The organism is Geobacter sp. 60473, from assembly GCF_036323535.1.
Taxonomy (GTDB): domain Bacteria; phylum Desulfobacterota; class Desulfuromonadia; order Geobacterales; family Geobacteraceae; genus Geobacter; species Geobacter sulfurreducens.
The window spans coordinates 2,483,022-2,507,218 of the sequence record NZ_AP028967.1 but is presented as its reverse complement, the minus strand read 5'-3'; the positions used below and the strand labels follow the sequence as shown (position 1 = coordinate 2,507,218).

At 63.8% G+C, this 24,197-nt stretch carries 25 protein-coding genes; 17 read left to right on the top strand and 8 right to left on the bottom strand.

Annotation, left to right across the window (positions count from 1 at the left end; translation table 11 throughout):
- The first annotated feature begins 68 nt into the window (after nucleotides 1-68).
- The 6 genes from AABA48_RS11360 to AABA48_RS11335 all read left to right on the top strand — a co-directional run bounded on the left by AABA48_RS11360 (nucleotide 69) and on the right by AABA48_RS11335 (nucleotide 5,639).
- Nucleotides 69-629, top strand: coding sequence for a YcbK family protein (locus tag AABA48_RS11360; protein ID WP_119334113.1), 561 nt, complete (start codon nucleotides 69-71; stop codon nucleotides 627-629).
- Between the two features lie 215 nt (nucleotides 630-844).
- Entirely contained in the window at nucleotides 845-3,565 is a 2,721-nt protein-coding gene (locus AABA48_RS11355; RefSeq protein ID WP_286350554.1) for a bifunctional nitrogenase iron-molybdenum cofactor biosynthesis protein NifEN, read from the top strand.
- A gap of 123 nt (nucleotides 3,566-3,688) precedes the next feature.
- On the top strand, nucleotides 3,689-4,075 hold the full coding sequence (gene nifX, locus AABA48_RS11350) for a nitrogen fixation protein NifX (RefSeq protein ID WP_286350553.1): 387 nt from the start codon (nucleotides 3,689-3,691) through the stop codon (nucleotides 4,073-4,075).
- Nucleotides 4,076-4,160: 85 nt separating this feature from the next.
- Nucleotides 4,161-4,424 (top strand): ferredoxin III, nif-specific, encoded by a 264-nt coding sequence (gene fdxB / locus AABA48_RS11345; RefSeq protein ID WP_119333483.1) that lies wholly within the window; start codon nucleotides 4,161-4,163, stop codon nucleotides 4,422-4,424.
- Nucleotides 4,425-4,452: 28 nt separating this feature from the next.
- The gene (locus tag AABA48_RS11340) at nucleotides 4,453-4,782 is read left to right on the top strand and encodes a NifB/NifX family molybdenum-iron cluster-binding protein (RefSeq protein WP_286350552.1); all 330 of its coding nucleotides are present in this window, start codon (nucleotides 4,453-4,455) and stop codon (nucleotides 4,780-4,782) included.
- 59 nt (nucleotides 4,783-4,841) lie between these two features.
- Nucleotides 4,842-5,639, top strand: a complete 798-nt coding sequence (locus AABA48_RS11335) for an NAD(+)--dinitrogen-reductase ADP-D-ribosyltransferase (protein ID WP_286350551.1) — start codon at nucleotides 4,842-4,844, stop codon at nucleotides 5,637-5,639.
- 77 nt (nucleotides 5,640-5,716) lie between these two features.
- On the opposite strand, the gene AABA48_RS11330 is transcribed toward AABA48_RS11335, so the two are convergent.
- Entirely contained in the window at nucleotides 5,717-7,183 is a 1,467-nt protein-coding gene (locus AABA48_RS11330) for a cytochrome c family protein (protein ID WP_286350550.1), read from the bottom strand.
- Nucleotides 7,184-7,269: 86 nt separating this feature from the next.
- Complete coding sequence (gene draG / locus AABA48_RS11325; protein ID WP_286350549.1) at nucleotides 7,270-8,199, bottom strand: ADP-ribosyl-[dinitrogen reductase] hydrolase; 930 nt, start codon at nucleotides 8,197-8,199, stop codon at nucleotides 7,270-7,272.
- A 441-nt stretch (nucleotides 8,200-8,640) separates the two neighbouring features.
- Between draG and AABA48_RS11320 the strand changes: the two genes are divergently transcribed.
- The 5 genes from AABA48_RS11320 to AABA48_RS11300 all read left to right on the top strand — a co-directional run bounded on the left by AABA48_RS11320 (nucleotide 8,641) and on the right by AABA48_RS11300 (nucleotide 14,764).
- Complete coding sequence (locus AABA48_RS11320) at nucleotides 8,641-9,513, top strand: radical SAM protein (protein WP_286350548.1); 873 nt, start codon at nucleotides 8,641-8,643, stop codon at nucleotides 9,511-9,513.
- Between the two features lie 4 nt (nucleotides 9,514-9,517).
- The gene (locus tag AABA48_RS11315; RefSeq protein WP_286350547.1) at nucleotides 9,518-10,321 is read left to right on the top strand and encodes a GNAT family N-acetyltransferase; all 804 of its coding nucleotides are present in this window, start codon (nucleotides 9,518-9,520) and stop codon (nucleotides 10,319-10,321) included.
- A gap of 196 nt (nucleotides 10,322-10,517) precedes the next feature.
- On the top strand, nucleotides 10,518-11,336 hold the full coding sequence (locus AABA48_RS11310) for an electron transfer flavoprotein subunit beta/FixA family protein (RefSeq protein WP_286350546.1): 819 nt from the start codon (nucleotides 10,518-10,520) through the stop codon (nucleotides 11,334-11,336).
- A gap of 43 nt (nucleotides 11,337-11,379) precedes the next feature.
- A complete protein-coding gene (locus AABA48_RS11305; RefSeq protein ID WP_286350545.1) occupies nucleotides 11,380-12,723 on the top strand; it encodes an electron transfer flavoprotein subunit alpha in 1,344 nt (447 codons plus the stop codon).
- A gap of 55 nt (nucleotides 12,724-12,778) precedes the next feature.
- Nucleotides 12,779-14,764 carry a heterodisulfide reductase-related iron-sulfur binding cluster gene (locus AABA48_RS11300; RefSeq protein ID WP_286350544.1) on the top strand — a complete coding sequence of 662 codons (1,986 nt, stop codon included), beginning with the start codon at nucleotides 12,779-12,781 and terminating at the stop codon, nucleotides 14,762-14,764.
- Between the two features lie 110 nt (nucleotides 14,765-14,874).
- Here the strand turns inward: AABA48_RS11300 and mscL are convergent, their stop codons facing one another.
- Nucleotides 14,875-15,306, bottom strand: a complete 432-nt coding sequence (gene mscL / locus AABA48_RS11295; RefSeq protein ID WP_286350543.1) for a large conductance mechanosensitive channel protein MscL — start codon at nucleotides 15,304-15,306, stop codon at nucleotides 14,875-14,877.
- A 192-nt stretch (nucleotides 15,307-15,498) separates the two neighbouring features.
- On the opposite strand from mscL, the gene AABA48_RS11290 reads away from it, so the two are divergent.
- A complete protein-coding gene (locus AABA48_RS11290; protein ID WP_014551981.1) occupies nucleotides 15,499-15,687 on the top strand; it encodes a hypothetical protein in 189 nt (62 codons plus the stop codon).
- Nucleotides 15,688-15,694: 7 nt separating this feature from the next.
- Here the strand turns inward: AABA48_RS11290 and AABA48_RS11285 are convergent, their stop codons facing one another.
- Nucleotides 15,695-16,447: a class I SAM-dependent methyltransferase gene (locus AABA48_RS11285; protein ID WP_286350542.1), complete on the bottom strand. Its 753-nt coding sequence runs from the start codon at nucleotides 16,445-16,447 to the stop codon at nucleotides 15,695-15,697.
- A 16-nt stretch (nucleotides 16,448-16,463) separates the two neighbouring features.
- Nucleotides 16,464-16,784: a heavy metal-binding domain-containing protein gene (locus AABA48_RS11280; protein WP_010943418.1), complete on the bottom strand. Its 321-nt coding sequence runs from the start codon at nucleotides 16,782-16,784 to the stop codon at nucleotides 16,464-16,466.
- Between the two features lie 194 nt (nucleotides 16,785-16,978).
- Between AABA48_RS11280 and AABA48_RS11275 the strand changes: the two genes are divergently transcribed.
- Both AABA48_RS11275 and AABA48_RS11270 read left to right on the top strand, forming a co-directional pair.
- On the top strand, nucleotides 16,979-17,404 hold the full coding sequence (locus tag AABA48_RS11275) for a GSU0071 family protein (protein ID WP_338270338.1): 426 nt from the start codon (nucleotides 16,979-16,981) through the stop codon (nucleotides 17,402-17,404).
- 147 nt (nucleotides 17,405-17,551) lie between these two features.
- Nucleotides 17,552-19,795 (top strand): PAS domain S-box protein, encoded by a 2,244-nt coding sequence (locus tag AABA48_RS11270; protein ID WP_338270336.1) that lies wholly within the window; start codon nucleotides 17,552-17,554, stop codon nucleotides 19,793-19,795.
- 141 nt (nucleotides 19,796-19,936) lie between these two features.
- Here the strand turns inward: AABA48_RS11270 and AABA48_RS11265 are convergent, their stop codons facing one another.
- Both AABA48_RS11265 and AABA48_RS11260 read right to left on the bottom strand, forming a co-directional pair.
- Nucleotides 19,937-20,497: an OsmC family protein gene (locus tag AABA48_RS11265; RefSeq protein ID WP_324311873.1), complete on the bottom strand. Its 561-nt coding sequence runs from the start codon at nucleotides 20,495-20,497 to the stop codon at nucleotides 19,937-19,939.
- A 155-nt stretch (nucleotides 20,498-20,652) separates the two neighbouring features.
- Nucleotides 20,653-21,570 carry a LysR family transcriptional regulator gene (locus AABA48_RS11260; protein WP_338270333.1) on the bottom strand — a complete coding sequence of 306 codons (918 nt, stop codon included), beginning with the start codon at nucleotides 21,568-21,570 and terminating at the stop codon, nucleotides 20,653-20,655.
- 307 nt (nucleotides 21,571-21,877) lie between these two features.
- Between AABA48_RS11260 and AABA48_RS11255 the strand changes: the two genes are divergently transcribed.
- From AABA48_RS11255 to AABA48_RS11245, 3 genes are read left to right on the top strand one after another with little or no spacing between them, the layout of a single operon-like run.
- Nucleotides 21,878-23,014, top strand: coding sequence for a cysteine desulfurase family protein (locus AABA48_RS11255; RefSeq protein ID WP_286350539.1), 1,137 nt, complete (start codon nucleotides 21,878-21,880; stop codon nucleotides 23,012-23,014).
- A gap of 13 nt (nucleotides 23,015-23,027) precedes the next feature.
- The gene (locus tag AABA48_RS11250) at nucleotides 23,028-23,276 is read left to right on the top strand and encodes a GSU3529 family protein (RefSeq protein WP_010943412.1); all 249 of its coding nucleotides are present in this window, start codon (nucleotides 23,028-23,030) and stop codon (nucleotides 23,274-23,276) included.
- 11 nt (nucleotides 23,277-23,287) lie between these two features.
- Nucleotides 23,288-23,560 carry a GSU3529 family protein gene (locus tag AABA48_RS11245; protein ID WP_338270329.1) on the top strand — a complete coding sequence of 91 codons (273 nt, stop codon included), beginning with the start codon at nucleotides 23,288-23,290 and terminating at the stop codon, nucleotides 23,558-23,560.
- Nucleotides 23,561-23,616: 56 nt separating this feature from the next.
- Here AABA48_RS11245 and AABA48_RS11240 read toward each other — a convergent pair whose 3' ends face one another.
- On the bottom strand, nucleotides 23,617-24,192 hold the full coding sequence (locus tag AABA48_RS11240) for an HDIG domain-containing metalloprotein (RefSeq protein ID WP_014551975.1): 576 nt from the start codon (nucleotides 24,190-24,192) through the stop codon (nucleotides 23,617-23,619).
- Nucleotides 24,193-24,197 lie beyond the last annotated feature (5 nt).

Here is a 24,197-nt window from a genome sequence, read left to right as displayed (position 1 = left end):
ACGCAAGATTGACATCTCCCTCGCCTTTTTGCTACCACATGAGCAACTGGTTTTCGGTGGAGGATGGCGTGTCGGATCATTATTTCAGCAGGCGGGGATTTCTCAGGGCATCACTGCTGGGGGTGCTCTGTCTCAGGGGCATAGGGTCTGCCCTGGCCACGGAATTTCTGGAAGAGAGCTACCCTGTCGGCAGGCTCTCCCTGCGTAACATTCACACGGGCGAGCACCTGTCGGTGACCTACCGGACTCCGGACGGCGAGGTGGACCTGGATGCCCTCAACTCCATCAACTGGCTGCTCCGCTGCCACTTCACCAACCAGCATACCGAAATGGACCTGGCGGTGATCGAATACCTGAACATGGTCGACAAGGAACTGGGGGGCGGCAGGGAGTTCCGCATCATCTCCGGCTACCGGTCCCCCGAATACAACCGGATACTCAGCGAACACAACGGCGCGGTGGCAAAGCAGAGCCTCCACATGGAGGGGAAGGCCATCGACATCGCCGTGCCCGGGGTCAGCCTGGCGGTCCTGCGGGATCTGGCCGCGGGCTTCCGGTGCGGCGGGGTCGGCTACTATCCGCACTCGGGCTTTGTCCACCTGGATTCGGGGCGCTTCCGCACCTGGTAGTGCATAAAAAATGAGCAAATCCATCCCGCAACGCTGGTTGTCCGGCAGCAATCCTGGTTGCAATTTCCCATGAAAACAGCACGTTATCGATTGGCACGTGGGGTGCAAGGGAGCGTTTGAACCATCAGTGAGCAGGGCAGAGACCGACGCGGCAACGACGCCGCCATTCTCCGGAATGGGGGCGTTTTCTTTTGCAGGAAACATTCGAGGTCACCATGGCAAGACCCGATTATTACGACACAACCGACTGCGAAACCCACGAAAAGGGTGCCCCGAAATTCTGCAGGAAATCGGAACCGGGGGAGGGCACCGAGCGCTCCTGTGCCTATGACGGCGCCCGGGTGGTGCTCATGCCGGTCACCGACGTGATCCATCTGGTGCACGGCCCCATCGCCTGCGCCGGTAACTCCTGGGATAACCGGGGTGCCCGCTCTTCGGGCTCCCAGCTCTACCGCAGGGGATTCACCACCGAGATGCTGGAAAACGACGTGGTCTTCGGCGGGGAGAAGAAGCTCTACCGGGCCATTCTGGAGCTGGCGGAACGCTATGCGGGTCAGGCAAAGGCCATGTTCGTCTATGCCACCTGCGTCACCGCCATGACCGGCGACGACGTGGAGGCAGTCTGCAAGGCTGTCCAGAAGAAGGTCGCCATCCCCCTGATCCCGGTCAACACTCCCGGCTTCATCGGCGACAAGAACATCGGCAACCGCCTGGCCGGCGAGGTGCTTCTGAAGCACGTCATCGGCACCGCCGAGCCGCCGGTGCTGGGAGAGTATCCCATCAACCTGATCGGCGAATACAACATCGCCGGCGACCTTTGGGGGATGCTGCCGCTGTTCGACCGGCTCGGTATCCAGATTCTCTCCTGTTTCAGCGGTGACGCCAAATTCGAGGATCTCCGCTACGCCCACCGGGCGAAGCTGAACGTCATCATCTGCTCCAAGAGTCTCACCAACCTCGCCAGGAAGATGCAGAAGAACTACGGCATGCCCTACCTGGAGGAGTCCTTTTACGGCATGACCGACACGGCCAAGGCCCTGCGGGACATCGCCCGGGAGCTGGATGACGCCGTGGGCGGGCTGGAGAAGCGGATCATGCAGGACCGGGTGGAGAAGCTCCTGGAAGAGGAAGAGGCGCAATGCCGGGAGCGGCTTGCCCCCTACCGGGCACGGCTCGAAGGGAAGCGCTCGGTTCTTTTCACCGGCGGGGTCAAGACCTGGTCCATGGTGAACGCCCTGCGGGAGCTGGGGGTGGAGATCCTGGCCGCCGGCACCCAGAACTCGACCCTGGAGGATTTCTACCGGATGAAGGCCCTCATGCACCAGGATGCCGGGATCATCGAGGACACTTCCAGCGCCGGGCTCCTCAAGGTCATGTATGACAAGATGCCCGATCTGATCGTTGCCGGCGGGAAGACCAAGTTCCTGGCCCTGAAAACCAGGACCCCGTTCCTGGACATCAACCACGGCCGCTCCCATCCCTATGCGGGGTACGAGGGGATGGTGACCTTTGCGAAGCAGCTCGACCTGACGGTCAACTGCCCCATCTGGCCGGTGTTGAACGCCAAGGCTCCCTGGGAGAAGTCGGAGGAGGAACGGTTGGCCTCCGTGGCCCTTGCGGCCGGCCATGCCCGAGCCTGCCTGGACGAGGATCTGAAGGATTCACGGGTCAAGGTGCCCACCAAGCCGGCCACGGTAAACCCCCAGAAGAATTCGCCCGCCCTGGGCGCCACCCTGGCCTACCTGGGCATCGACCAGATGCTGGCGCTCCTGCACGGGGCCCAGGGGTGCTCCACCTTCATCCGGCTCCAGCTTTCCCGGCATTTCAAGGAGCCCATCGCCCTCAACTCCACCGCCATGAGCGAGGATACCGCCATCTTCGGCGGCTGGGAGAACCTGAAGGCGGGGCTCGCGCGGGTCATGGAGAAATTCAGTCCCACGGTGGTCGGCGTCATGACCTCGGGCCTGACGGAAACCATGGGGGATGACGTCCGGAGCGCCATCCACCAGTTCCGGGAGGCGCACCCGGAGCATGACAAGGTGCCCGTGATCTGGGCGTCCACGCCCGACTACTGCGGTTCGCTCCAGGAGGGATACGCGGCGGCGGTGGAGGCCATCGTCCGGAGCGTGTCGGAGCCCGGCGCACCCATCCCGGACCAGGTGACGGTCCTCCCCGGCGCCCACCTGACCCCGGCCGACGTGGAGGAGATCAGGGAGATCTGCGAGGCCTTCGGGCTCGATCCCATCATTGTGCCGGACATCGCCAATGCCCTGGACGGCCATATCGACGAGACGGTTTCGCCCCTGTCAACCGGGGGTGTCTCCCTCGAGCGGATCCGTCAGGCCGGCCGTAGCGCCGCCGCCATCTTCATCGGCGATTCGCTGGCAAAGGCGGCAGAAGCGCTCGCCACCACCTGCGGCATGCCCACCTACGGCTTCACCTCCCTCACGGGACTGGCCGAGGTGGACCGCTTCATGGAAACCCTGTCAGCCATTTCGGGCCGGCCGATCCCGGAGAAGTTCCGCCGCTGGCGGAGCCGTCTCATGGATGCCATGGTCGACTCCCACTACCAGTTCGGCCTGAAGAAGGTAACCCTTGCCCTGGAAGGGGACAACCTGAAGGTCCTGACGAACTTCCTGGCGGGCATGGGATGCGAGATCCGGGCCGCCATCGCCGCCACCCGGGTCCGGGGGCTCGACGCCCTGCCGGCCAAGGATATTTTTGTGGGCGACCTGGAGGACCTGGAAACCGCCGCCGGGGGAAGCGACCTGATCGTGGCCAACTCCAACGGCCGCCAGGCGGCGGCCAAGCTCGGCATCAAGGCCCATCTGCGAGCCGGTCTTCCGGTCTTCGACCGCCTCGGCGCCCACCAGAAGATGTGGGTGGGGTACCGGGGGACCATGAATCTGCTGTTCGAAACGGCCAACCTGTTCTAGTCCAACGCGGGAGACGCCCAGAAGCTGGCGCATAATTGATTCGCGCCGGAAGGCTCGCCGTCTTCGTTGCTGCGGGCACTGCGGGCGCGACGCTAACGGCGGAGGCCAAGAAAGGAAGAACACATGAAAGTCGCATTCACATCAGCAACCGGCGAGATGATCGACGAGCACTTCGGCATGGCGAAGCAGTTCCAGATCTGGGACATCACGCCCGAGGGGGCGTCCTTTGTGGAAACTATCACAATCGGCGCCCACGGCGATGACGAGGAAGACAAGATCGCAGCCCGGGCCAATGCCCTCAAGGAGTGCGCCATCGTCTACACCATGGCCATCGGCGGACCGGCCGCAGCCAAGCTCGTGGCCCTGAAGATCCACCCCATGAAGACCAATGCGCCGGTGAGCCTTCAGGAAACCGTCGGCCGGCTCCGGGACGTCCTGAAGGGTAACCCGCCGCCGTGGCTCCGCAAGGCCATGAACAAGGGGCAGGAGACTTCGTTTGAAGAGGATTGATTTCGTAGGGGCGATCCTTGTGATCGCCCGAACCAATGGGCAAGCAGAAGGTTTGCCCCTACAAAACCATAACGGAGGAAGGACAATGGCCTACATCACGGGACTCAGAAGGAACAAGACGGAATACACCCCCCGGTTCGTCGTCTCCATCGACGAAGAAACCTGCATCGGCTGCGCCCGCTGCTTCAAGGTCTGCGCCCACGACGTGCTCACCTTCGAAGAGGTGGACGAGGACGATTCGGCCAAGATGTTCATGAAGGTGTCCAACCCGGACAACTGTATCGGCTGTCAGGCCTGCGGCCGGACCTGCTCGAAGAAGTGCTTCTCTTTCGCCCCGGTGGAGATGTAACTGTCGATCTCCGGAACAGGAGGTGCCCATGCTCATCGCAGTAACGTCCAGGGACGGCAGGGAGATCAATCAACATTTCGGTCATGCCGAGCGTTTCCTCATCTACGAAGTCGACGGCGGCGATGCCCGGCTGGTGGATGAGCGCAAGATCGAGCGTTACTGCACCGGTGAGTCCGATCACTCCCAGCGGGCCCATATCCTTTCGTCCATAGCCGGGGCCCTCGTCGGCTGCCGGGCGCTCGTCTGCGCCCAGATCGGACCGGGACCCCAGATGGAGCTGGAGCGGCTCGGCCTGGAAGCGTTCACGGCCGACGGCCCCATCAAGGCAACGCTCGTGGAGCTTGCCAAGGTTCTGTAGCTCTGGCGCCTCCGGGGCTCCGGAGTCACCCCATTCCCTTCACAACGAGGTGACGGCCCATGCTCAGTTCGGGATTCAATCTCTGCAACCTCCCCCCGTGGGTCATCGCCTCCCGCCACTTCAACGATAACCCGCACCCTCTGGAAGTTCAGGGGGTGCGGCCCGCCAACCGGTTCCTGTTCGAAAAACTCGACGGCATCGCCTCGGCCGACGAGCGCGGCACGGTCTTCAATGACTACATGTCGGTCAAGTTCCAGCTCCACCACTGGCAGGCCCAGCAGACGGACACGGCGCGCAAGAGCCTGAAGAACAGCTACCTGCGCTACCTGCGCGGCTGGATGATGGATTCCAACTCCGTGGAGGGGGCAGTGCTCAAGGGGTGGGTAGAGAGCCGCATGGGCATCGTCCCCACCTTCCACAAGGCCCGCATCGGCGGCATCCAGGGCGAATCCTACTACACCTACGTGATGGACCGCACCGCCGGGAGCAAGAGGACCAACGCCATCAACTCCCAGCTGGACATCCTCTACGAGTTCTGCCAGTACGAGCTGGAGCGCCGCATGGCCGGCGAGCGCTGGATCACCCTCTACCGCGGCACCTTCGACGCCGATGACTACGACGTGGTGGAGGAGCTTGGCAAGCGGGAGAAGATCGTCAGGTTCAACAACCTCGTATCCTTTACCTCGGTGGAGGAGCGCGCATGGGAGTTCGGGTTCACTGTCTGGGAGATCCGGGCGCCGCTGTCGAAGATCTTTTTCTTCAACGACCTGCTGCCCAACAGCATCATGAAGGGGGAGGGGGAATACCTGGTGATCGGCGGCGAGTACCGGGTGCGGCAGGTTATGTGTACGGTCTGAGGGGGACGCAGTCGAAGAACAAGCCCCGGAGAAGCGGATTCTCCGGGGCTTGTTCCGTTCATGGCTCTAAGGTTCCGCTACATGCTTGCGTTCACTGTGGTCTGCTTCACCACCATATCAACCACGGGCAGCGGCGGTACCGCCTTGAGACCGTATATCTGCTCCAGGTCTATGTCCTTGGGAACCGCTCCCAGGAGGGCCTCGGCCACCTTCTGGTCGGCCTGGCGGAAGCGGAGCTTGGCTTCGATGGTCACTTTCTTGAGGTCAGCCGGGAAATGGAGTCCGTAGTAAGTGTCCCGGTAGCCCCTGGGCGGAATGGTGTCGTGTTTGGAGAAGCCGACTACCTTCCACGGGTCGACGGCGAAGTGGAAGTCACTGGACATGCCGTCGGAGGCAAAGTTGCGGGCGACTTCGGAGATCGACCCGTCGGGGTTGAGGGTGCCGCTCGACATGACAACCTTGCCCGTTTCATCCCTGAGGGTAATTTCCAGCCACATCTGGCGCACGTTGGTGAGTGATGTCGGCAGGTTGTGGCCGGCCCGGATGTTCTTGACCCGTACCTTCAGCTCGTCGAGCTTGCCGTCGTGATAGATGGGGAAGAGTTCCAGGTCGGCCGCGGACTTGAGCCGCTCGACGGCCATCCCGTACTGGGTCATGAGGCTTTTTGCCAGCTCTTCGTCGCCCGCCTTCTTGGCGGCGCCGGCGGCCAGGTAGGTGAGGAGGTAGTTGGCGCCGCTGAAGTAGTGCTTGTACTCCTTGCGGTCCGGCTTCACGAACTGGTCTGCAGTCCGCTTGAAGGTGGGAATGTCGACCATGTGGCAGTCCTGGCACATGATGGCCTTCTGGGCGTAGGGACTGGCGATCCACTCGTTGTAGGTAGCCTCGATGGGAAAGTGATCCTCATAGTGATAGACCTGGTGGCATCCGGCGCAGAGGTTGGCCTGGAGGTGGAGGGGCGACTCCTCGCACTCGTGGAAGCCGCCGCCGCACTCCTTGTGGTTGGGGATGGGGCCCCGCTTGATGAGGGTCTGGCCGCCGGTGGTCTCCACGCCGGGGGTGAGGATGAAAGAGCCGTTCTCGGGGACCCGGGCCGGGGTCTGCTGGTGGGTTACACCGCTGATGGAGTGGCAGACGTCGCAGGAGACGCCAGCCATTGCCAGGGAGGAAAGCCCCTGGAAACCTGGTCCCTTGATCTCGCCGGTGACCATGCCGACGGGGGAGTGACAGCCTTCGCACTGGCGGGAGATGTTGTGGCCCACGGCCTTCACGGCCTTGTTCAGTTCGCCCTGGTAGATCGGGTCCCTGAAGGCAAGGCTGTGGACCGATCCGTTCCATTCGTTGAACTGCTGCTCATGGCAGGAACCGCAGACCTCCGGCGCGTTGAACGGCACGGTCGACTTGTTCCATTTGATGAGGGAAGGGTAGTAGGGGTAGAACTCCTTGTCCACGTCGAAGACCGGTGAGCGGGCCTGAACAGCTCCAGTGGCCGCCAGCAGCGCCGCGACAACGGCCAGAATCGTGAATAGGGCAGAACGTTGCCTCATTGTTTCCTCCTTGAATCGAAATACGTGAGTGGTTTCGCCCCGTTAGTTAAGGCGCACTAAAGGTGTACCAGCCCGGGGAGGAACCGTCAAGCGGGAGGCAACAAAATTCCGTTTCCGCTCCGAAGCGCCGGTGATAGCGAAATAAGCCGATCCGACAGGATACCGATCTCGTCCAGCACTTGCCGGTCCATCTTTTTGAGCCAGCGCCGGGGAATTCCCTCCATGCCGTAGTAGGCGCCGGCGACCATGCCGATGATGGCGCCGGTGGTGTCGGCATCCCCCCCCTGGTTCACGGTGGAGACGAGGCACTCTTCGAAGTCGCGGCCGCGAAAGAAAAAATGGAGCACGGTCTGCATGGTGTCGACCACGTAGCCCGTGGCGAGCCCCCGGTAGGGCTCGAAGGAGAAGGTGGGATGGCTCTCCGTGAGCCGGTCCGCCTCACGGCGCAGGCGCGGCTTGGAAAAGCCGAGGACGGAGAGGTGGACGAGCCTGCCCAGGGCGATGCAGGCTGCGTCGGAAAGGGGGTGGTTGTGGGTCAGGTGTCCCTGCTCCACGGCACAGCGGCACAGGAGGTTGTCGTCCCCCATGGTGAACAGGGCCGTCGGCAGCATCCGCATGGCGGCGCCGTTGCCGGCGTCCCACTGGTTGAAGGGGGTTTCGAGCAGCCCCTTGAGCATGTAGTTGCGGATGCCGCGGCGGCAGGTGTCTCCAACGTCCACGGGCTTGGAGCGGAGCCATGCGGCGAATTCCTCGGCAATGGCCGTCAGGTTCCACTCCCCCGCCTTCGCCACTCCCCGGGCCACGCACAGTGACATGTCGGTATCGTCGGTCACCTGCCCCGGTTTGAGGCGCAGCCAGCCGCCGCCGACGATCTCCCGCAGGACGCCGTGCCTGGCCTTGATCTCGCCCGTGGTCATGAATTCCACCGGCGCCCCCAGGGCGTCTCCCACTGCCAGGCCGATGAAGGCCGCCTTGGCGCGGGAGCGAAGTTCTGCCGGATCGCAGGAAAAGGTCATGCGGCATCGATTGCAAAAAACTGACCGGCGCGCCCCGTCGATCCTCAAAACCCGACCGTCGGTTCTTTGTAGGGCAGAGCCCTCCCGCGCGGCGGCAATTGAGGCATACATGTGCCTAATGCCTGTCAGTCACTGCCCAACAATTAGTCACAATAGTGTGCGCGTATACGTTTGGCCGGGGTAAATGCCCTGCGATTTCAGTGGATTGTCCTGTGTGTGGGGAAACTTTTCCGTTGTGGCACGCTTAATGTTAAGGGGAAGATACGGCATACGAAGACGTATCGCACGCCACATACAAGGGAGCGCCCCGGCGGCGCCCCCATTCACGCAGGCAAGGGAGCCCGGCGGTCGAGAGACCCCGGGCTCGTTGCGTTTCACGGCAAGGGCGCTGGGGATTGAGGACCGGCGCCCTTTCCAGTTCATCACCCACGGAGGTCGACTATGGCAACGTCCTGTGACCAGTTGAAGAAGATACAGGGACATCCCTGTTTTGGCGGCAATCACCACAAGAACGGCCGGATGCACCTGGCCGTGGCACCCCGCTGCAACATCAAGTGCGGCTACTGTTCCCGCAAGCATGACTGTGCCAACGAGTCTCGCCCTGGGGTGACGAGCCGGCTGCTCACCCCGGACGAGGCCATCGTCAAGGTGCGCGAAGTCATGGCGAGTCCGGTTGTGGGACCGATCATCAAAGTCATCGGCATCGCCGGCCCCGGAGATCCCCTGGCAAATGAGGAGACCTTCGAGACCTTCAGGCTCGTGGGCGAAGAGTTCCCTCACCTCATCAAATGCATGAGCACCAACGGCCTCCTGCTACCCGAAAGCATCGGCCGGCTCCACGATCTGGGGCTCCACAGCCTCACGGTGACCCTCAACGCCCTCGACCCCGCCGTCGGCAGCCGCATCTACGGCCACATCCTCTATCACGGCACGGTGTACCGGGGGGAAGAGGGGGCGCGGATTCTCATCGAAAACCAGCTGGAGGGAATACGGCGCGCCGCCGGTCTGGGCATGACCGTCAAGGTCAACACCGTCCTCATCCCCGGGATCAATGACGGGCAGGTCAGCGACATCGGCCGTACGGTGAAAGCGCTCGGCGCCTTTGTCATGAACATCATGCCCCTCATTCCCCAGGCGGAGCTGGCCCATGTCGTGCCGCCGACGCCGGAAGAGCTGGACGTGGTCCGCCGCGCCAACGAGGCGGCCATCGGCCAGTTCAAGCATTGCCGCCAGTGCCGGGCGGATGCCGTGGGGCTCATCGGCGCCGAGTTGACCGTGGGCGAGTCGGCCTGCGCGCTGCCGCCCGCCCCCTGAGATCATGGAGATCGGTCCGTTCAGCGGCGAATCCCTGGACCTGTTCCTGGCCCTGGCCCGTGCAGAGGGGTGGATCAGTGACCCCTGGGAGTTCACATTCCTGCAGCGCGCCTTCCCCGGCGGCTGTCTCGCCGCCACTCTGGCCGGTCGTCCCGTGGGATTTGTCACGGCGATCAGGCATGACACCGGAGGGTGGGTCGGCAATCTCATTGTCGAACGTGAATTCAGGGGGCGAGGGGTCGGCGCCCGGCTCATGGAACGGGCCATGGAGGAACTGATTTCCGCCGGCACGGAAACGGTCTGGCTGACCGCGTCACCGGCGGGCCGTCCTCTCTATGAGCGGATGGGGTTCCGGGAGCTGGACACCGTTACCCGCTGGGTCGGTGCCGGAGCTCCGGGAGAGGCGTCCGCCGGCGTGATGCCCCTGGAAGGGATGGTGGCGCTGGACCGGCAGGTGTGGGACGACCGGCGCGAGGCGTTCCTGGCGGCCGTGGCGGAGCGCGGCGTCCTGCTGGCCGGGGACGGGGGCTTTCTCGTGGTACAGCCCTGCGGCGACGACGTCCAGATCGGCCCCTGGTGCGGCAGCAACGGCTGCGCCGCGGCCCTGTTCGCCGGGGCGCGCGCCGTGGCCGGGCCGGCAAGGAGGGTGGTGCTCGATACGCCGGCACGCAACGTGTCAGTTGCGGCGCTGCTGAACGCTGCCGGCTTCTCCGTGGCCGGCAGGACCTCCCTCATGTGCGTGGGGCGCTGTCCCGCCTATGATCCGTCGACGCTGTTCTCCCTGGCAAGCCTGGGAAGCATGGGGTAGGCTGCGGCGTACCGGCATGGCGTGTTGGCAGCCTAAATAATGGGCATGTTTTAGTGTAAATAAAAATACATGCCTACATTTTAAGCACACTATGCTTGATTAGCACTTTCTGTTTCTGTTATAGTGCCCGTCTGTTTAAAGTAAGGGCAGAACCCCTGCCTTCACGGCTGGGCCCTTGACGGGCCGGAGGATATGAATGCTCGCCATTTCCTGCATCAAACAAGTTCCGGATACCACCCAGGTCCAGATCGATCCGGTGACCAACACCCTCGTGCGGGAGGGTATCCCGTTCATCGTCAACCCCTATGACACCCACGCCCTGGAAGAGGGGCTGCGAATCAAGGACCGCTACGGCTTCAGGGCCGTGGCGCTTTCCATGGGGCCGCCCAATGCCGAAGCCGCCCTCAAGAAGGCGCTGGCCATGGGCGCCGATGAGGCGATCCTCTGCTCAGACCGCTGTTTCGGCGGCGCCGACACCCTTTCCACCAGCAACGTGCTGGCCGCGGCCATCAAGCGGATTGCCGAGGAAGCCGGCGACGAGATCGGCATCGTCTTCTGCGGCAAGCAGACCATTGACGGCGATACCGCCCAGGTGGGGCCGGGCATTGCCGTTCGCCTCGGGTTCAGCCAGCTCACGCTGGTGGACCGGATCGAGCACCTGGACGCAGCGGCCCGCACGATCAGGGTCCGGCGCAAGCTGGAGGGGCGCTACGAGGTGGTGGAGGCGCCGTTGCCGGTCATGATCACCGTGGTGCGCGAGCTGAACCGCCCCCGTTATCCCACCGTTCCGCTGCGGCTTGCCTCCGTTGACGCCGCGGTCAAAGTCTGGAACAATGAGGTCCTGCGCCTTGATGTAAACAGCGTCGGCCTCAAGGGGTCGCCCACCTGGGTGAGCCGCATCTTCTCACCGGAGCGGGCAAAGGGAGAGATCATCGGCGACGGCATGGTAGATCCGGTGGGCACGGCCCATCTGCTGATCAATCAACTGCTGGCAAAGGACCTGCTGGCGGTGTGACGAATCTACGCCTGAACGCGTGAACGCATAGACGAGGTATTCAATGACTCAACCGGTAAAACCGAAGAAACCCCGGGGCCGGGCACGGCTGATCGAAGGAAAGTGCATCGCCTGCGGCGCCAGGTGCCAGAGCGCCTGCCCGGTCAACTGCATCGACATGAACGACGCCGGCGAGCCGATCATTCTCAGCGAGAAGTGCATCGGCTGCGTCAAGTGCGTCAAGGTCTGCCCGGCCGAGGCCCTGGAGATGTTCTTCACCCCCGAGGAGCTGAAGATCCTCGAAGAGCTGGCTCGCCGGCAGGAGGCCGCCGGAGCCGGCGGGGCCGCCGAAGAGGTGGACGAGGAAGAGGCTGCCCTGGCCCGGATGCTCGCCGCCTATCGGGGGGTCTGGGTCTTCATTGAGCAGACCGAGGGTGAGCCGGCCAAGGTTTCCTGGGAACTGCTGGGGGTGGGGGGCGAGCTTGCCCGCAGCCTCGGCACCGAGCTGTGCGCCGTGGTCATCGGCCGCGACGTGGAGCATCTCTGCCGCGAGTCGTTCGCCTACGGCGCCACCAAGGCCTATCTGCTGGACCAGGAAGTCTTCCTCCACTACCGGACCGAGCCTTACCTGGAAGCCTGCTGCTACCTGATCGGGAAGTACAAGCCCGAGATCATCCTCATGGGCGCCACCGGCATGGGCCGCGACCTGGCGGGCGCGGTGGCCACGCGGGTCAAGACCGGCCTGACCGCAGACTGCACCGGGCTGGACGTGGACGACAAGAGGAACCTGAGGCAGACCCGCCCTGCCTTCGGCGGGAACATCATGGCCACCATCATGTGCGACCGGTTCCGGCCCCAGATGGCCACGGTGCGGCCTCACGTCATGAAGATGCCGGAACGGATCGAGGGGGCCACGGGCGAGATTGTCCGCGAACAGTGCGCCATCAACGAGGCCGACATCCTGACCAAGGTCCTGGAGATCATCCGGGACAAGAAGGGCGACCACGTGGATCTGGCCGGCGCCGAGTTCATCGTTTCCGGCGGCCGCGGCATGATGGCGCCGGAGAACTTCTCCATCCTCAAAGAGCTGGCCGACGAGCTGGGCGGGGTCGTGGGGGCGTCGCGCAGCGCCGTGGACGCAGGCTGGATGCCCCACGAGCGCCAGGTGGGCCAGACGGGGAAGACGGTTCGCCCCAAAATTTACATCGCCTGCGGGATCTCGGGGGCGATCCAGCACCTGGTGGGGATGCAGGATTCCGACGTGGTCATCGCCATCAACCGCGACAAGGACGCCCCCATCTTTCAGGTGGCCACCTACGGCATCGTGGGTGACCTGTTCCAGATCGTCCCGGCCATTACCCAGCGCATCCGGGAGCTGAAGAGTCAGGGCCCCGTGACCGGCGGCTAGAAATCACTGCCCGACCAGTTCGCAATTAATTATCTCGCTCATTGCTACGAGGTTCATGTACATGCATCCGAATCCTGCCGTTTTTGCTCCACTACTCCTGGCGTCCCTGGCATTCTTTGCCTGGAGCCTCTACCGCAAGCTGAGCCTTGTTGCCCTCGGCCGCCCCGGCTACACGTTCCGGGGGGTCGGCGAGGGACTCAGGGAGATGCTGCTGTACGCCTTCGTCCAGAAGCGGGTGCTCCATAAATTCTTCGGCCTGAACCACCTGATCATCTTCTGGGCCTGCATGGTCCTGGTCTTCGTGAACGTGGAATTTGTGGTGAGCGGGGTCTTCCCGGCGGCCCGCCTGTCGGCGCTGCCCGATGCCCTCTACGTGCCGATCCGGTTCCTGTCGGACATCATGTCGGCCCTCACGCTGGTGGCCATTGCCATCGCCCTGGTGCGGCGGACTTTCTTCCCCCCCTATCCCGAGGCCCGCAGTTTCGAGTCGTACCTGATCCTCGTGCTCATCGCCGTCCACATGATCGCCTTTTTCGGGGTGAGCGCCGCAGAGATCGCCCGGGGTGAGGAGCGGGCCGCAGCCTTCATGCCGATCGCCTCCTTCTTCGGCGAATTCCTGGCCGATCTGACCCCCAAGCACATCGAGGCCACCTTCAATTTCTACTGGTGGCTCCATGCCGCCGCGCTCCTCTCCTTCATCACGGTGCTGATCCCCTTCACCAAGCACCTGCACGTCTTCACGGCCATCGCCAACTGCTTCCTCCATCCGGAGGCCCGGCCCAACACCCAGCTCCCCGAAGTCTTCGAGGCCGGGCGAACCTTCGGCGTCGGCCAGGTGGACCGGTTCACGGTCAAGGATCTCTTCGACCCCTTTGCCTGCACCAAGTGCGGCCGCTGTCAGCAGGTCTGCCCCGCCAGCATCACCGGCAAGCCCCTGAACCCGCGCCAAGTGGTGAACGACATCAAGGTTAACCTGCTGGCTAACGGCCCGCTCCTCAAGCGGGGAGGCGTGCCGACCCTGCCGCTCATCGGCGACGGCGGCCCGGGGAGCGTGCCCGAAGAGGCCATCTGGGCCTGCACCTCCTGCGGGGCCTGCATGGAGGCCTGCCCGGTCTTTATCGAGCACCTGCCCAAGATAGTGGGGATGCGGCGCCATCTGGTCGAGATGGAGGCCCGGTTCCCGGAAGAGCTTCTGAACCTCTTCGAGAACATGGAGCAGCGCTCCAACCCCTGGGGAATCGCCCCCGGTGAGCGGACCAAGTGGGCGTCCCTCCTGGATGCAAAACCCTTTGCCAAGGGCGAGACCGAGTACCTCCTCTACGTGGGGTGCGCCGGCTCCTTCGACTCCCGCAGCAAGCAGGTGACGGTCAACCTGGCGACGATCCTCGACGCGGCCGGCATTTCCTGGGGAATCCTCGGCAAGGACGAGAAGTGCTGCGGCGACAGCCTCAGGCGCCTGGGGAACGAGTACGTCTTCGACCGGATGGCCCGGGAGAATGTGGCTCTCTTCCGGGAGCGGGGGGTGACCAAGGTCATTGCCCAATGCCCCCACTGTTTCACCACCCTCAAGAACGACTACCGCCAGTACGGCATCGAGCTCGAGGTGATCCACCACGCGGAACTGATCCGGCAGCTCCTGGCCGAGGGCCGGCTGAAGCTGAATCGCCGGGTGAGCGAGCTGGGGCATATCATTCTCCACGACTCCTGCTACCTTGGGCGGCACAACGACGTCTACGATGCCCCGCGGGAGGTGGTGGCCACGGTCACCGGCGCCGCGCCGGCAGAGTTCGACCGGGCCCGGGAGGACTCGTTCTGCTGCGGCGCCGGCGGCGGCCGCATGTGGATGGAGGAGCAGACCGGCACCCGGATCAACCTGAACCGGGTCTCCGAGGCCCTGTCGAAGAACCCCGACACCATCTGCGTCGCCTGCCCCTACTGCATGACCATGTTCGAGGACGGGCTCAAGGACAAACAGGCCGGCCAGACCCGGGTTAAGGATATCGCCGAGGTGGTGGCCGAGGGGATGCGGTCGGTTCAGTAACACCGCATTCTGAAGCGGTTGGTCATGAAAAAAGGGCACTCCGCCGGGAGCGCCCTTTTTTCGTCTCATCAAGCCGTGGGAGCGGTAATATTGCCTCCGTCCGGATGAAACTATTTCTGTTCCGATGTACAGTGGGGGCAGCGGGTGGCCTTCAGGGGGATGGCGGAGCAGCAGAAGGCACACTCCTTGGTGTCGGGCGGGGCGGGCACCGGCTCCTTTTTCATGCGGTTGATCTGCTTGACCACCAGGAAGATCACGAAGGCCACGATGACGAAGTCCAGGACCGTATTGATGAAGGCACCGTAGCTGATGACCGGCGCGCCTGCATCCTTGGCTGCCTTGAGGCTCTCGTAGCCCTTGTCCGACAGGTCGATGAAAAGGTTCGAGAAGTCCATTTTACCCATCAGGAGGCCGATGGGAGGCATCACGATATCATTGACCGCCGACGTGATGATTTTGCCGAATGCGCCGCCGATGATAACGCCGATGGCCAGATCGACCACATTCCCCTTCATGGCGAATTCCTTGAACTCCTTGAACATTATGCACCTCCGTGTAGTGGGCTGGCCGTTGGGACGACAGTAAAATTTAATGTACCACATTGCCACCCGATTGAAAGGGGTTGTGCCTCTCTTTTTGGGGTACTTGCCAGCGGGGGAAGGACCGCTATACTGATTTTCGTTCCATGGGGACGACAACCGGCGCAGGCCGGATCACCGGGAGGAGGGTATACCATGACACACATCGAGACATCGCGGGTCAATGAGCTGCTGGCGGGGCATATGGCGATCATCAAGGAGTTTGCCGACAAACTGGACGTGAACGGTGACCTCGAAGAAATCGAGGCAAACGTGGTGGAGATCGAGCAGGCCCTGGCGGACCTCAAGGGGGCCCTGGCATCCATACCCCACCGGCGGGGCTGACACCGCCCTACGCGATGCGCCCCACCCGCAGCGCCAGGGGCCAGGCAATGGTTCGTGCCTCCTCCGGGACGCCCCATGCGTCCCGCACCTCCCGGGTAAGCTCCGGAAGCGGGTCGGTGCCGAGCCGTTGCCGGTATTCCCTGACCGCAGACCAGGTTGCCAGGTAGCCGAGCAGGTGCTCCAGTTCCCAGCGTGCCTCCATGGCAAAGGGAGGCGCAGCGATTTCGGGGAACGGGAAGGGGATGGAGCGGTAGCCGTCGTCCACGTGGGCCCGTTCGGGGGGCCAGTAGCGACCGATCACCTCGCGGTAGAACCGGCCGATGATCCGGTCCAGGTCCGCGTCGATGGAAAGCAGGCCGTAGCTGAAGGCGGCGAATACGGAGCCGGGTCGCCCGACCCGGCGCACCTCCGGGTAGAACCGGTCGAAGTCGAACCAGTGGAGAGCCTGGGCGGCCACCACCAGGTCAACGCTCGCACCGGGCAGCCCTGTCTGCTCCGCCGGGGCCACGCGGTACACGACCCCCTCGTGGGGGACGGCGTTTGCTATCTGGCCGGCGCTGGGGTCCACCGCATAGACCCGGGGAAAGTAGCTGGCAAGGACCACCGATGCCTGGCCGGTGCCGCAGCCGCAATCGAGGGCGGCGTCCCGGCGGGGCGGAAGCCCGGCCAGCCACGCGAAGAGCGCGTCCGGATACTCGGGGCGATAGGTCCGGTACGCATCGGAAGTGTCGGAAAAATAGTCCTTGAACCCCTCCGCCATGGCGTCCTCTCCCTTTCTACTCGACCACCACCGCCGTACCGCTGGCCGAGACCATCAGCATCCCGTTCCCCTGTCCCATGACCTCGTAGTCAAGATCGACCCCCACCACGGCCGTGGCGCCCAGTTCTTCGGCCCGCTCCTCCAGTTCCCGCAGGGCGATGTCGCGCGCCCGCTGCAATTCCCGCTCGTAGGTGGCCGACCGGCCGCCCACCATGTCGCGGATATTGGCAAACAGATCCTTGAACAGGTTTGCGCCGAGGATAGCCTCGCCGGCAACAACGCCGCAGTAGCGGACGATCCGCTTTCCTTCGATGGTGGGAGTGGTGGTGATGATCATGGCGTTCTTGGTCTCCTTCCGGGGTGTGGATATCATGGAAAGCATACCCTCTCCGGCCGAACTCGCAAATGGCCCCCTGCCGGCCGGAGGGAACGCGTCCGCCTTATATGAGGTGGTGATATGTAAAATGTTGTTTTGAAAGATTTTTTTAAGGATTGGCCGATTGCGCCGATACGTGTCACAGGGAGGTTGATATGGATACGTATATGATTGACGCGGAACTTGAACACTACCTGGGCGAACGCCTTTCCTCATCGAGCAGGCAGGCGCTGCGCCGTCTGCACGTACGGGCCTGCGCCCGGTTTCACGGTGCCGAGCTGGAGGAGTACCGGCGCCGCCTGCGGGCCCATGCCCGCGCCTACGCCCGCCTCGGGCGGATGCTCCAGTCCCCCTTCCGGCACATGGAGACGGCCCTCTTCCTGTCGAGCTTCACCCTGTTCGTTGCGGGCATCATTATGGTCGTCAATGGAGATCTCTCCGCCCTGGTGGCCTGCGGCACCGCCGCCGGACTCGTGGGGATGATCGAATGCGCCCGCAGGCTGGCCGGGCACTGGCACCGTTACGGCATCATGGAGGCGGTCTACCGGGAGTTGGAAGAACAACTGGCGAACGGATATTAGGCGCCGGACGACCCCTCCTGACGGTTCTCACGTTTCACGGTACCCGCATCGGCATGATCATAACTGTTTGTTTGATCGATGGTAATCTGTTATGCTCACCCGACATTGCAGAGAGATATCGTCTGTTCGACAAGGATGATCGATTTCATGGCACACGACGAGGCAGTGGAAGAGACCAAAGCCCCCCGCGCGGATGCGGCAGCCTTCTGCGTTGTCGACGGCCAGGGGCGGCTGCTCGACGTCGGCGAGGGATTGTGTCTTTTGAGCGGCTACCCGCGGGCCGAGTTTCTTTCCCTATCTCTGGCCGAGTTTGAAACCGACGGTTCCGGCACATGGCACACCGCGTTGATAAACGCGGCAACCTCGGGCAGCCCGGCCCGTGCCGAGATCGGGCTCAGGCAGCGGGAGGGCGGTGTCAGGCAGGTGGAGGTGGAAGCGGCCTTCCTGCCGGCGCTGGGGCAGGTGATCCTCACCTTCAGGGACAGTGCGTTATTCTCGCGAGCCCTGGCAGAGTTGAGGCAGAAGTCGGAAGAATGCGACACCTATTTCCGCAACAGCCTCGACCTGCTCTGCGTGGCCGACAACAGCGGGTATTTCCGGCGGCTCAACCCTGCGTGGGAAGAGGTGCTCGGTTTTCCTCTCCATGAGTTGCTCGGCAGGAAGTTCATCGACTTGGTGCACCCCGACGACCGCGAGGCGACGATGGGGGCCATGTCCGACCTTGCGCGCCAACGGCAGGTGAAAGATTTTACCAATCGCTACGAGGTCCGGGACGGTTCGTACCGGTGGCTCGAATGGCGCGCCGCACCGACGGGGGACCTGGTGTTCGCCGCCGCGCGGGACGTGACGGACAGAATACTCGCCCAGGAAAGGCTTTGCCGGAGCGAAGAGCGGTATCGTCTCCTGTTCGAGGAGATGATGAGCGGCTGCGCCCTCCATGAGTTGATCTGCGACCGGGACGGCAATCCCGCGGACTACCGGTTCCTGGCGGTGAACGGGGCCTTTGAGCGGATGACGGGGCTTCAGGCCGCCGACATCGTCGGCAAGACGGTCCTGGAGGTGATGCCGGGCACCGAGCGCCACTGGATCGAGCGGTACGGGGACGTTGCCCTGTCGGGGCGGTCGGCGGAGTTCGAAGAATACGCGGGCGCGATCGGCAGATACTACAGCGTCCGCGCCTACTGCCCCGAGAAGGGGAAGTTCGCGGCGGTCTTCAACGACATCACCGAGCGCCGCCTCATGGAAGACGAGCTGCGGAGGCAGGAGCAGAGCCACCGGCTCGTCCTCGACAACATCCCGGACATCATCGCGCGGTTCGACCGCGAGCTGCGCCATCTCTATGTGAGCGCCGCCATAACAAGGGTGACGGGGTTCCCGCCGGAGCACTTCATCGGCAGGACCAACCGGGAGATCGGCATGCCGGACGAACTGGTCGATCGCTGGGATGCGGCGATCAACCAAGTCTTCTCGTCCGGGAGGGAACAGCGGCTCGAATTTACCTACCAGTCCCCCCGCGGCCTGCGCCACTTCGAAACCACGCTGATCCCCGAGCGGGGCGCGGACGATTCGTCCGCCGCGGTCCTGGTCGTCAACCACGATATCACCGAACTCAAGAACGCCGAACTGGGGATGCGGCAGCTGAACGAGGAGCTTGAACGGAGGGTGGGGGAGCGCACGAGGGAGCTCGAGCTATCCAATCGCGAGCTGGATTCTTTCTGCTCGGCGGTTTCCCATGACCTGCGGGCGCCGCTGCGTCACATTGCCGGGTTCAGCCGGGTCGTCGCGGAGGACTACGGCGACCGGCTCGACCACGGGGGCCGTGATCTGCTCGCCCGGATCGAAGGCGGTGCCCATAGGATGGATTCCCTGATCAACGAGCTGCTTAGTCTCTCACGGACGAACCGTTTACCCCTTGAGTGTCACCCCGTCAACCTGAGCGGCATTGCGCGGGACATCATGGCCGACCTGTGGGAAACCGCGCCGGACCGGCTGGTGGATACGGAGGTCGCGAACGACGTCATGGCCCGGTGCGACGGGAACCTGATCCGGGTGGTATTGACCAACCTGCTCGGCAATGCCTGGAAATTCACCTCCCGCACGGAGCGGGCGCGCATCGAATTCGGCGCGATGGCGTCGGGCGATCAGCAGATGTTTTTTGTCAGGGATAACGGCGCCGGATTCGACATGAATTTTGCCGACAAGCTTTTTGTCCCGTTCCAGCGGCTCCATGCCCGCGATGACTATGAAGGCACCGGCATCGGCCTCGCCACGGTCCAGAGAATCATCCATCGCCACGGCGGGAAAATATGGGCGGACGCCGCCGTCGACCGCGGCGCCACCTTCTGGTTCACCCTCGGGGCCTGCCCCGGCGGCAGAATTTCATCTCCCTGACTTCCGTCCGGCACGGTTGCTCCGGCAACCGCCTTTACGAACTCCACTCCCGCGTTTCCCCGCACAATGCTACACCGCTGCCTTTTCCCGACGATCCGGCACGGAGCGTCACCCCTCCGCCGTTGCTGTCCCGTCCTTCGGTCAGCCCCGGTCCAGGAGGACCGCAACCGGCACCGGCTTGGCCACGGTGTTGTAAACCGGCGAATACTTCTGCGCCATCCGGATGAGCTCTTCCTTCTGCCCGTCGGTCAGGTCCGCGTCGATGGAGAAGAAGACCCGGATCTCCCGGTATCCCACCGGCACCTCCTCGGACAGCCCCAGGAAGCCCCGCAGGTCGATATCACCCTCGTAGCGGGATTTCACTCCCCGCAGCGCAATGCCCCGGGCCGCCGCATGGGCCACCAGGCTCGTCGTGAGGCAGCCCGACAGGGCAACCAGGAGGTATTCCACCGGGTTGGCGCCCCGGTTCTCCCCCAGCAGCACCGGTGGCTCGTCCAGGTCGAACACCATCGGCTTCCGGGTGTCGTCTTCGGCGCCGGCCCCGTAGAAATCCTTGATGGTTGCCTGGTTGTGGGTTCCCCCCACCCATTGGTTGGTGGCGCGGAATTTGAACAGCGCTATCTCCGGTTTTGCCTTGATCTGCTCGATGGTGGCCAAGAGCTGGTCCACGTTCACGCCGTTTACTACCGTTGCCTGGGACATGGTGAATCCTCCTTTGCCGGGTTGTTGAGGCCCCTCTTCGGAAGGGACCGAAGGCCGTGTCGGGGAGCGTGCGTTTTCCGGTGGCAGGGGAAGGGCCGGCAGAATGGTTTGTGCTCAAAAAATAACAGGCAATCCGGATGTGTCAAGGTTGATCGCTAGGGCAACGGGAACGAGCCGTACATCTCCGACAGCCGGTAGTATTCGTCGGTCTGGTCAATGAGGTAATCGGCGAAGGCGCGGTTTGCGCGCGAGAGGCCTGTCTGCCGCTTCCAGGCGATGAAGAGGTCCAGGTGGAGGGGAGGATCGCAGCGCAGCGCTACAAGATCCTTCTCGCCGGCCACCACCATCCGCAGCAGGAAGGAAATCCCGACTCCCTCCAGGACCAGGTTCCTGATGAGAGTGAAGAGGTTCGACTCGAACACCGCCCGGGGGGCTTCCCCTGCGTGGGCCGCGGCTTCGTCGATCAGTTCCCGCAGATGGTATCCCTCCTTGAAGAGGATCAGCGGTTCACGCAGCAGCTCGGCAAAGGGAACCGACTTCCGACCGGCCAGGGGGTGGTCGGCCGGAACGCAGGCCACGATCTCCTCATGGAGGAGATGATGGTATTCCAGGTCTTCCGGGATGGCACCGCCGGCCACAACCCCCATATCGAGCTCTCCGCCCGCGACCATCCGCTGAATCCGCGCGGCGCTGTCACCGTACACCGATAGCTGCAGCGCAGGGTGACGCTTTTTGAACCCGGCGATGATCTTCGGGAAAAAATAGGTGCTGAGCATCGGAGTCACCCCCACTCGTACCTCCCCCGCCGTTAGTCCACGGATGTCGGCCATCTCCCGCTCCGCCTTCCGTACGTCGTCAAGGATTGCCGTTGCGTGGCGCAGGAAGGTTTCTCCCTCCGCCGTGAGGGCGATCTTCCGATCGCTGCGGTTGAAGAGCGTAAGCCCCAGCTCGTCCTCCAGCTTCCTGATGGCGGTGCTCAGGGCGGGCTGTGCTATGTGGAGCGTTTCCGCCGCCCGGGTGAAGCTCAGTTTCCGGGCGATCTCGATGAAAAAGCGCAACTGTCTGATTTCCATGGGTGGCCTTTCGTGCGGGTGTGAGCCGGTCAATGCTGTTGAACCATAGCTGATCGGTATGGGTTACAGGGGTGACTGCATTTGCAAAGACCGTTTCTGCGGGAAACCCGCAGTTGTTGTCAGGCGATCAAGTCCCTTTATCCCGTGTTTGTCCGCTGTGCATCCGGTGTTGGTTAATTATAGCATTCTGTTATCAAAACGATAAAAACAATCTATTGTATTTATCGAGTTCTCTTGCCTACTATCAGCACAGGGGCAAGAGCAGTGGCTCCGCGTCCCCACTCACCGTTCGGAGCGGGAGGATTGTATGACCGTCTACCTGGACTGTAATGCCACGACCCCCCTGGAGCCGGCCGTCATGGCCGTGGTGACCCGCTTCATGGAGCGGGATTACGGCAACGCGGCGAGCCCCGTTCATGATTTCGGCGTGTTTGCGCGGCTGGCGGTTGAGCATGCCCGGGGCCAGGTGGCTGAGGTGGCGGCTGCCCGGCGGGACGAGGTGATCTTCACCAGCGGGGCCACCGAGGCCGACAATCTGGCGCTCCTGGGCCTGGCGGACCACGGCCTGGCATGCGGGCGACGTCATGTGATCGGCACGGACGTCGAGCACAAGGCGGTGCTCGAGCCGCTGGAGGAACTGGCGCGCCGCGGATTCCAGGTGGAGCTCCTCCCCGTGGGGGCATCGGGGCGGCTGGACCCTGACCGGCTGCGTGCGGCGCTCCGGCCTGACACCCTTCTCGTGTCCACCATGCACGTCAACAACGAAACCGGCGTGGTCCAGCCCCTGGCCGAACTGGCTGAGATCCTGGCCGGCCACGGCGCCTACTGGCACGTGGACGCGGCCCAGGGCTTCGGCAAGGAGATCGACGGGCTGCGCAATCCGCGGATCGACCTGATCGCCGTGAGCGGCCACAAGATCTACGCCCCCAAGGGGGTGGGCGCCCTCATCGCCCGCAAGCGGGACCGCGCCTTTCCGCCGTTGCGGCCCCTGATGCTGGGCGGCGGCCAGGAGCAGGGGCTGCGGCCCGGAACCCTGCCCGTCCCCCTCATTGCCGGTTTCGGCGAGGCAGCCAAGCTGGCGGTGCGCACCCACGAGGCGCGCTCCGCCGCCAACCGCGCCTTCCGGGAAAAACTCCTGGCCGCCCTGGCCCCACTGGAGCCGACCCTCAACGGCGACCAGGAGCACGTCCTTCCCCATGCCGTGAACCTTTCCCTGGCCGGCATCGAGGCCGACCGGGCCATCACCGCCCTCAAAGGAGTCATTGCCGTGTCGAGCACCTCGGCCTGCACCTCCCACACCCGGGCGCCGAGCCACGTCCTCACCGCCATGGGGCTTTCCCCGGAGCGGGTCGAGACGTCGCTGCGGCTTTCCTGGTGCCACCTGACCCCGGCCGTGGACTGGGACGAGGTCGTCTCCATCCTGCGCGGACTCCGCGCATCATGACGAGGAGGTTTCAATGACCGTTTTCGAAGAACTGGAACAGGCAACGCTCGCCCAGTTCGAGCAGGGCGAGCTCCCCCACTGGCTGGCCGACCCGGCCCTGGCCGTGGCGAGAACCCCGGAGTGCTACGCCGGCAAGGAATACCTGGTGGAGATTCTGGTGGCCCAGGTGAGGGAGTACGATCCCTACGCCGAGACCGGCTGCTGCAAGTGGGCCTACGACCACGAGGACATCAAGCGGACCCTGCGGTGGCTGGACGAATGAGGGGGGATGGCATGGATATCTTCGAGGAACTGCGGCGGGCCGTTGCCCGTGCCCGGGAGGAGAACGACCTGCCCGATTTCCTGGCCGAACGGCTCTGCCGCATCGCCGATCAGCCGGAGCGCTACCGGCGCATGGCGGCCGATATCGCCGACCTGGCCGGACAGGTGGCGCTCTACGACACCTACGGCCAGACCGGCTACATGGGGATGGGGGTGAACAACGCCGTGCTCGAAGGGAGCATCAGGCGGCTGGAGGAGGCGGGCCGCAGCCCGGCAGGTCAGTAGTTTCCCGTTGACCGCCGGCTCGCATCCGGCCCCTGCGCCAGTTTTTCAACAGTCTGTCAGAGGGTGCCCCTGAGGCCGATTTCCTCGGCCGCCGGTTTCATTCCCTCGATGGTCTCCCCGATCAGGTCGGCCAGCTCCATGCCGAGCATGGCGGCCCCCTGCTCGATGACCCCCCGGTTGGCGCCGGCGGCAAACGCCTTGTCCTTCCATTTCTTGAGCACGCTCTTCACCGGCAGGTCCAGGATGCTCCGGGACGGCCGGACCAGGGCGGCGGCCGCCACCAGCCCCGTCAGCTCGTCGATGGTGTAGAGGGTCTTCTCCAGGTCGGTGAGGGGCTCCACGTCGGTGCACAGGCCCCAGCCGTGGGCCAGGACCGCCCGGATGTACTCCTCGGGCCAGCCGCGGGAACGCAGGATCTCCGGCGCATGGGCGCAGTGCTCGTCCGGGTGGCGCTCGTAGTCGATGTCGTGCACCAGCCCGATAATACCCCACATTTCCTCATCTTCGCCCCGCTTGCGTGCCATGTGGCGCATCACCGCCTCCACGGCCAGGGCGTGCCGCCGCAGGTTGTCGCTGGGCACGTATTCGGCGAGCAGGTTCCAGGCATCGTCACGGGTGGGTCGGTAGCTCATGGTGT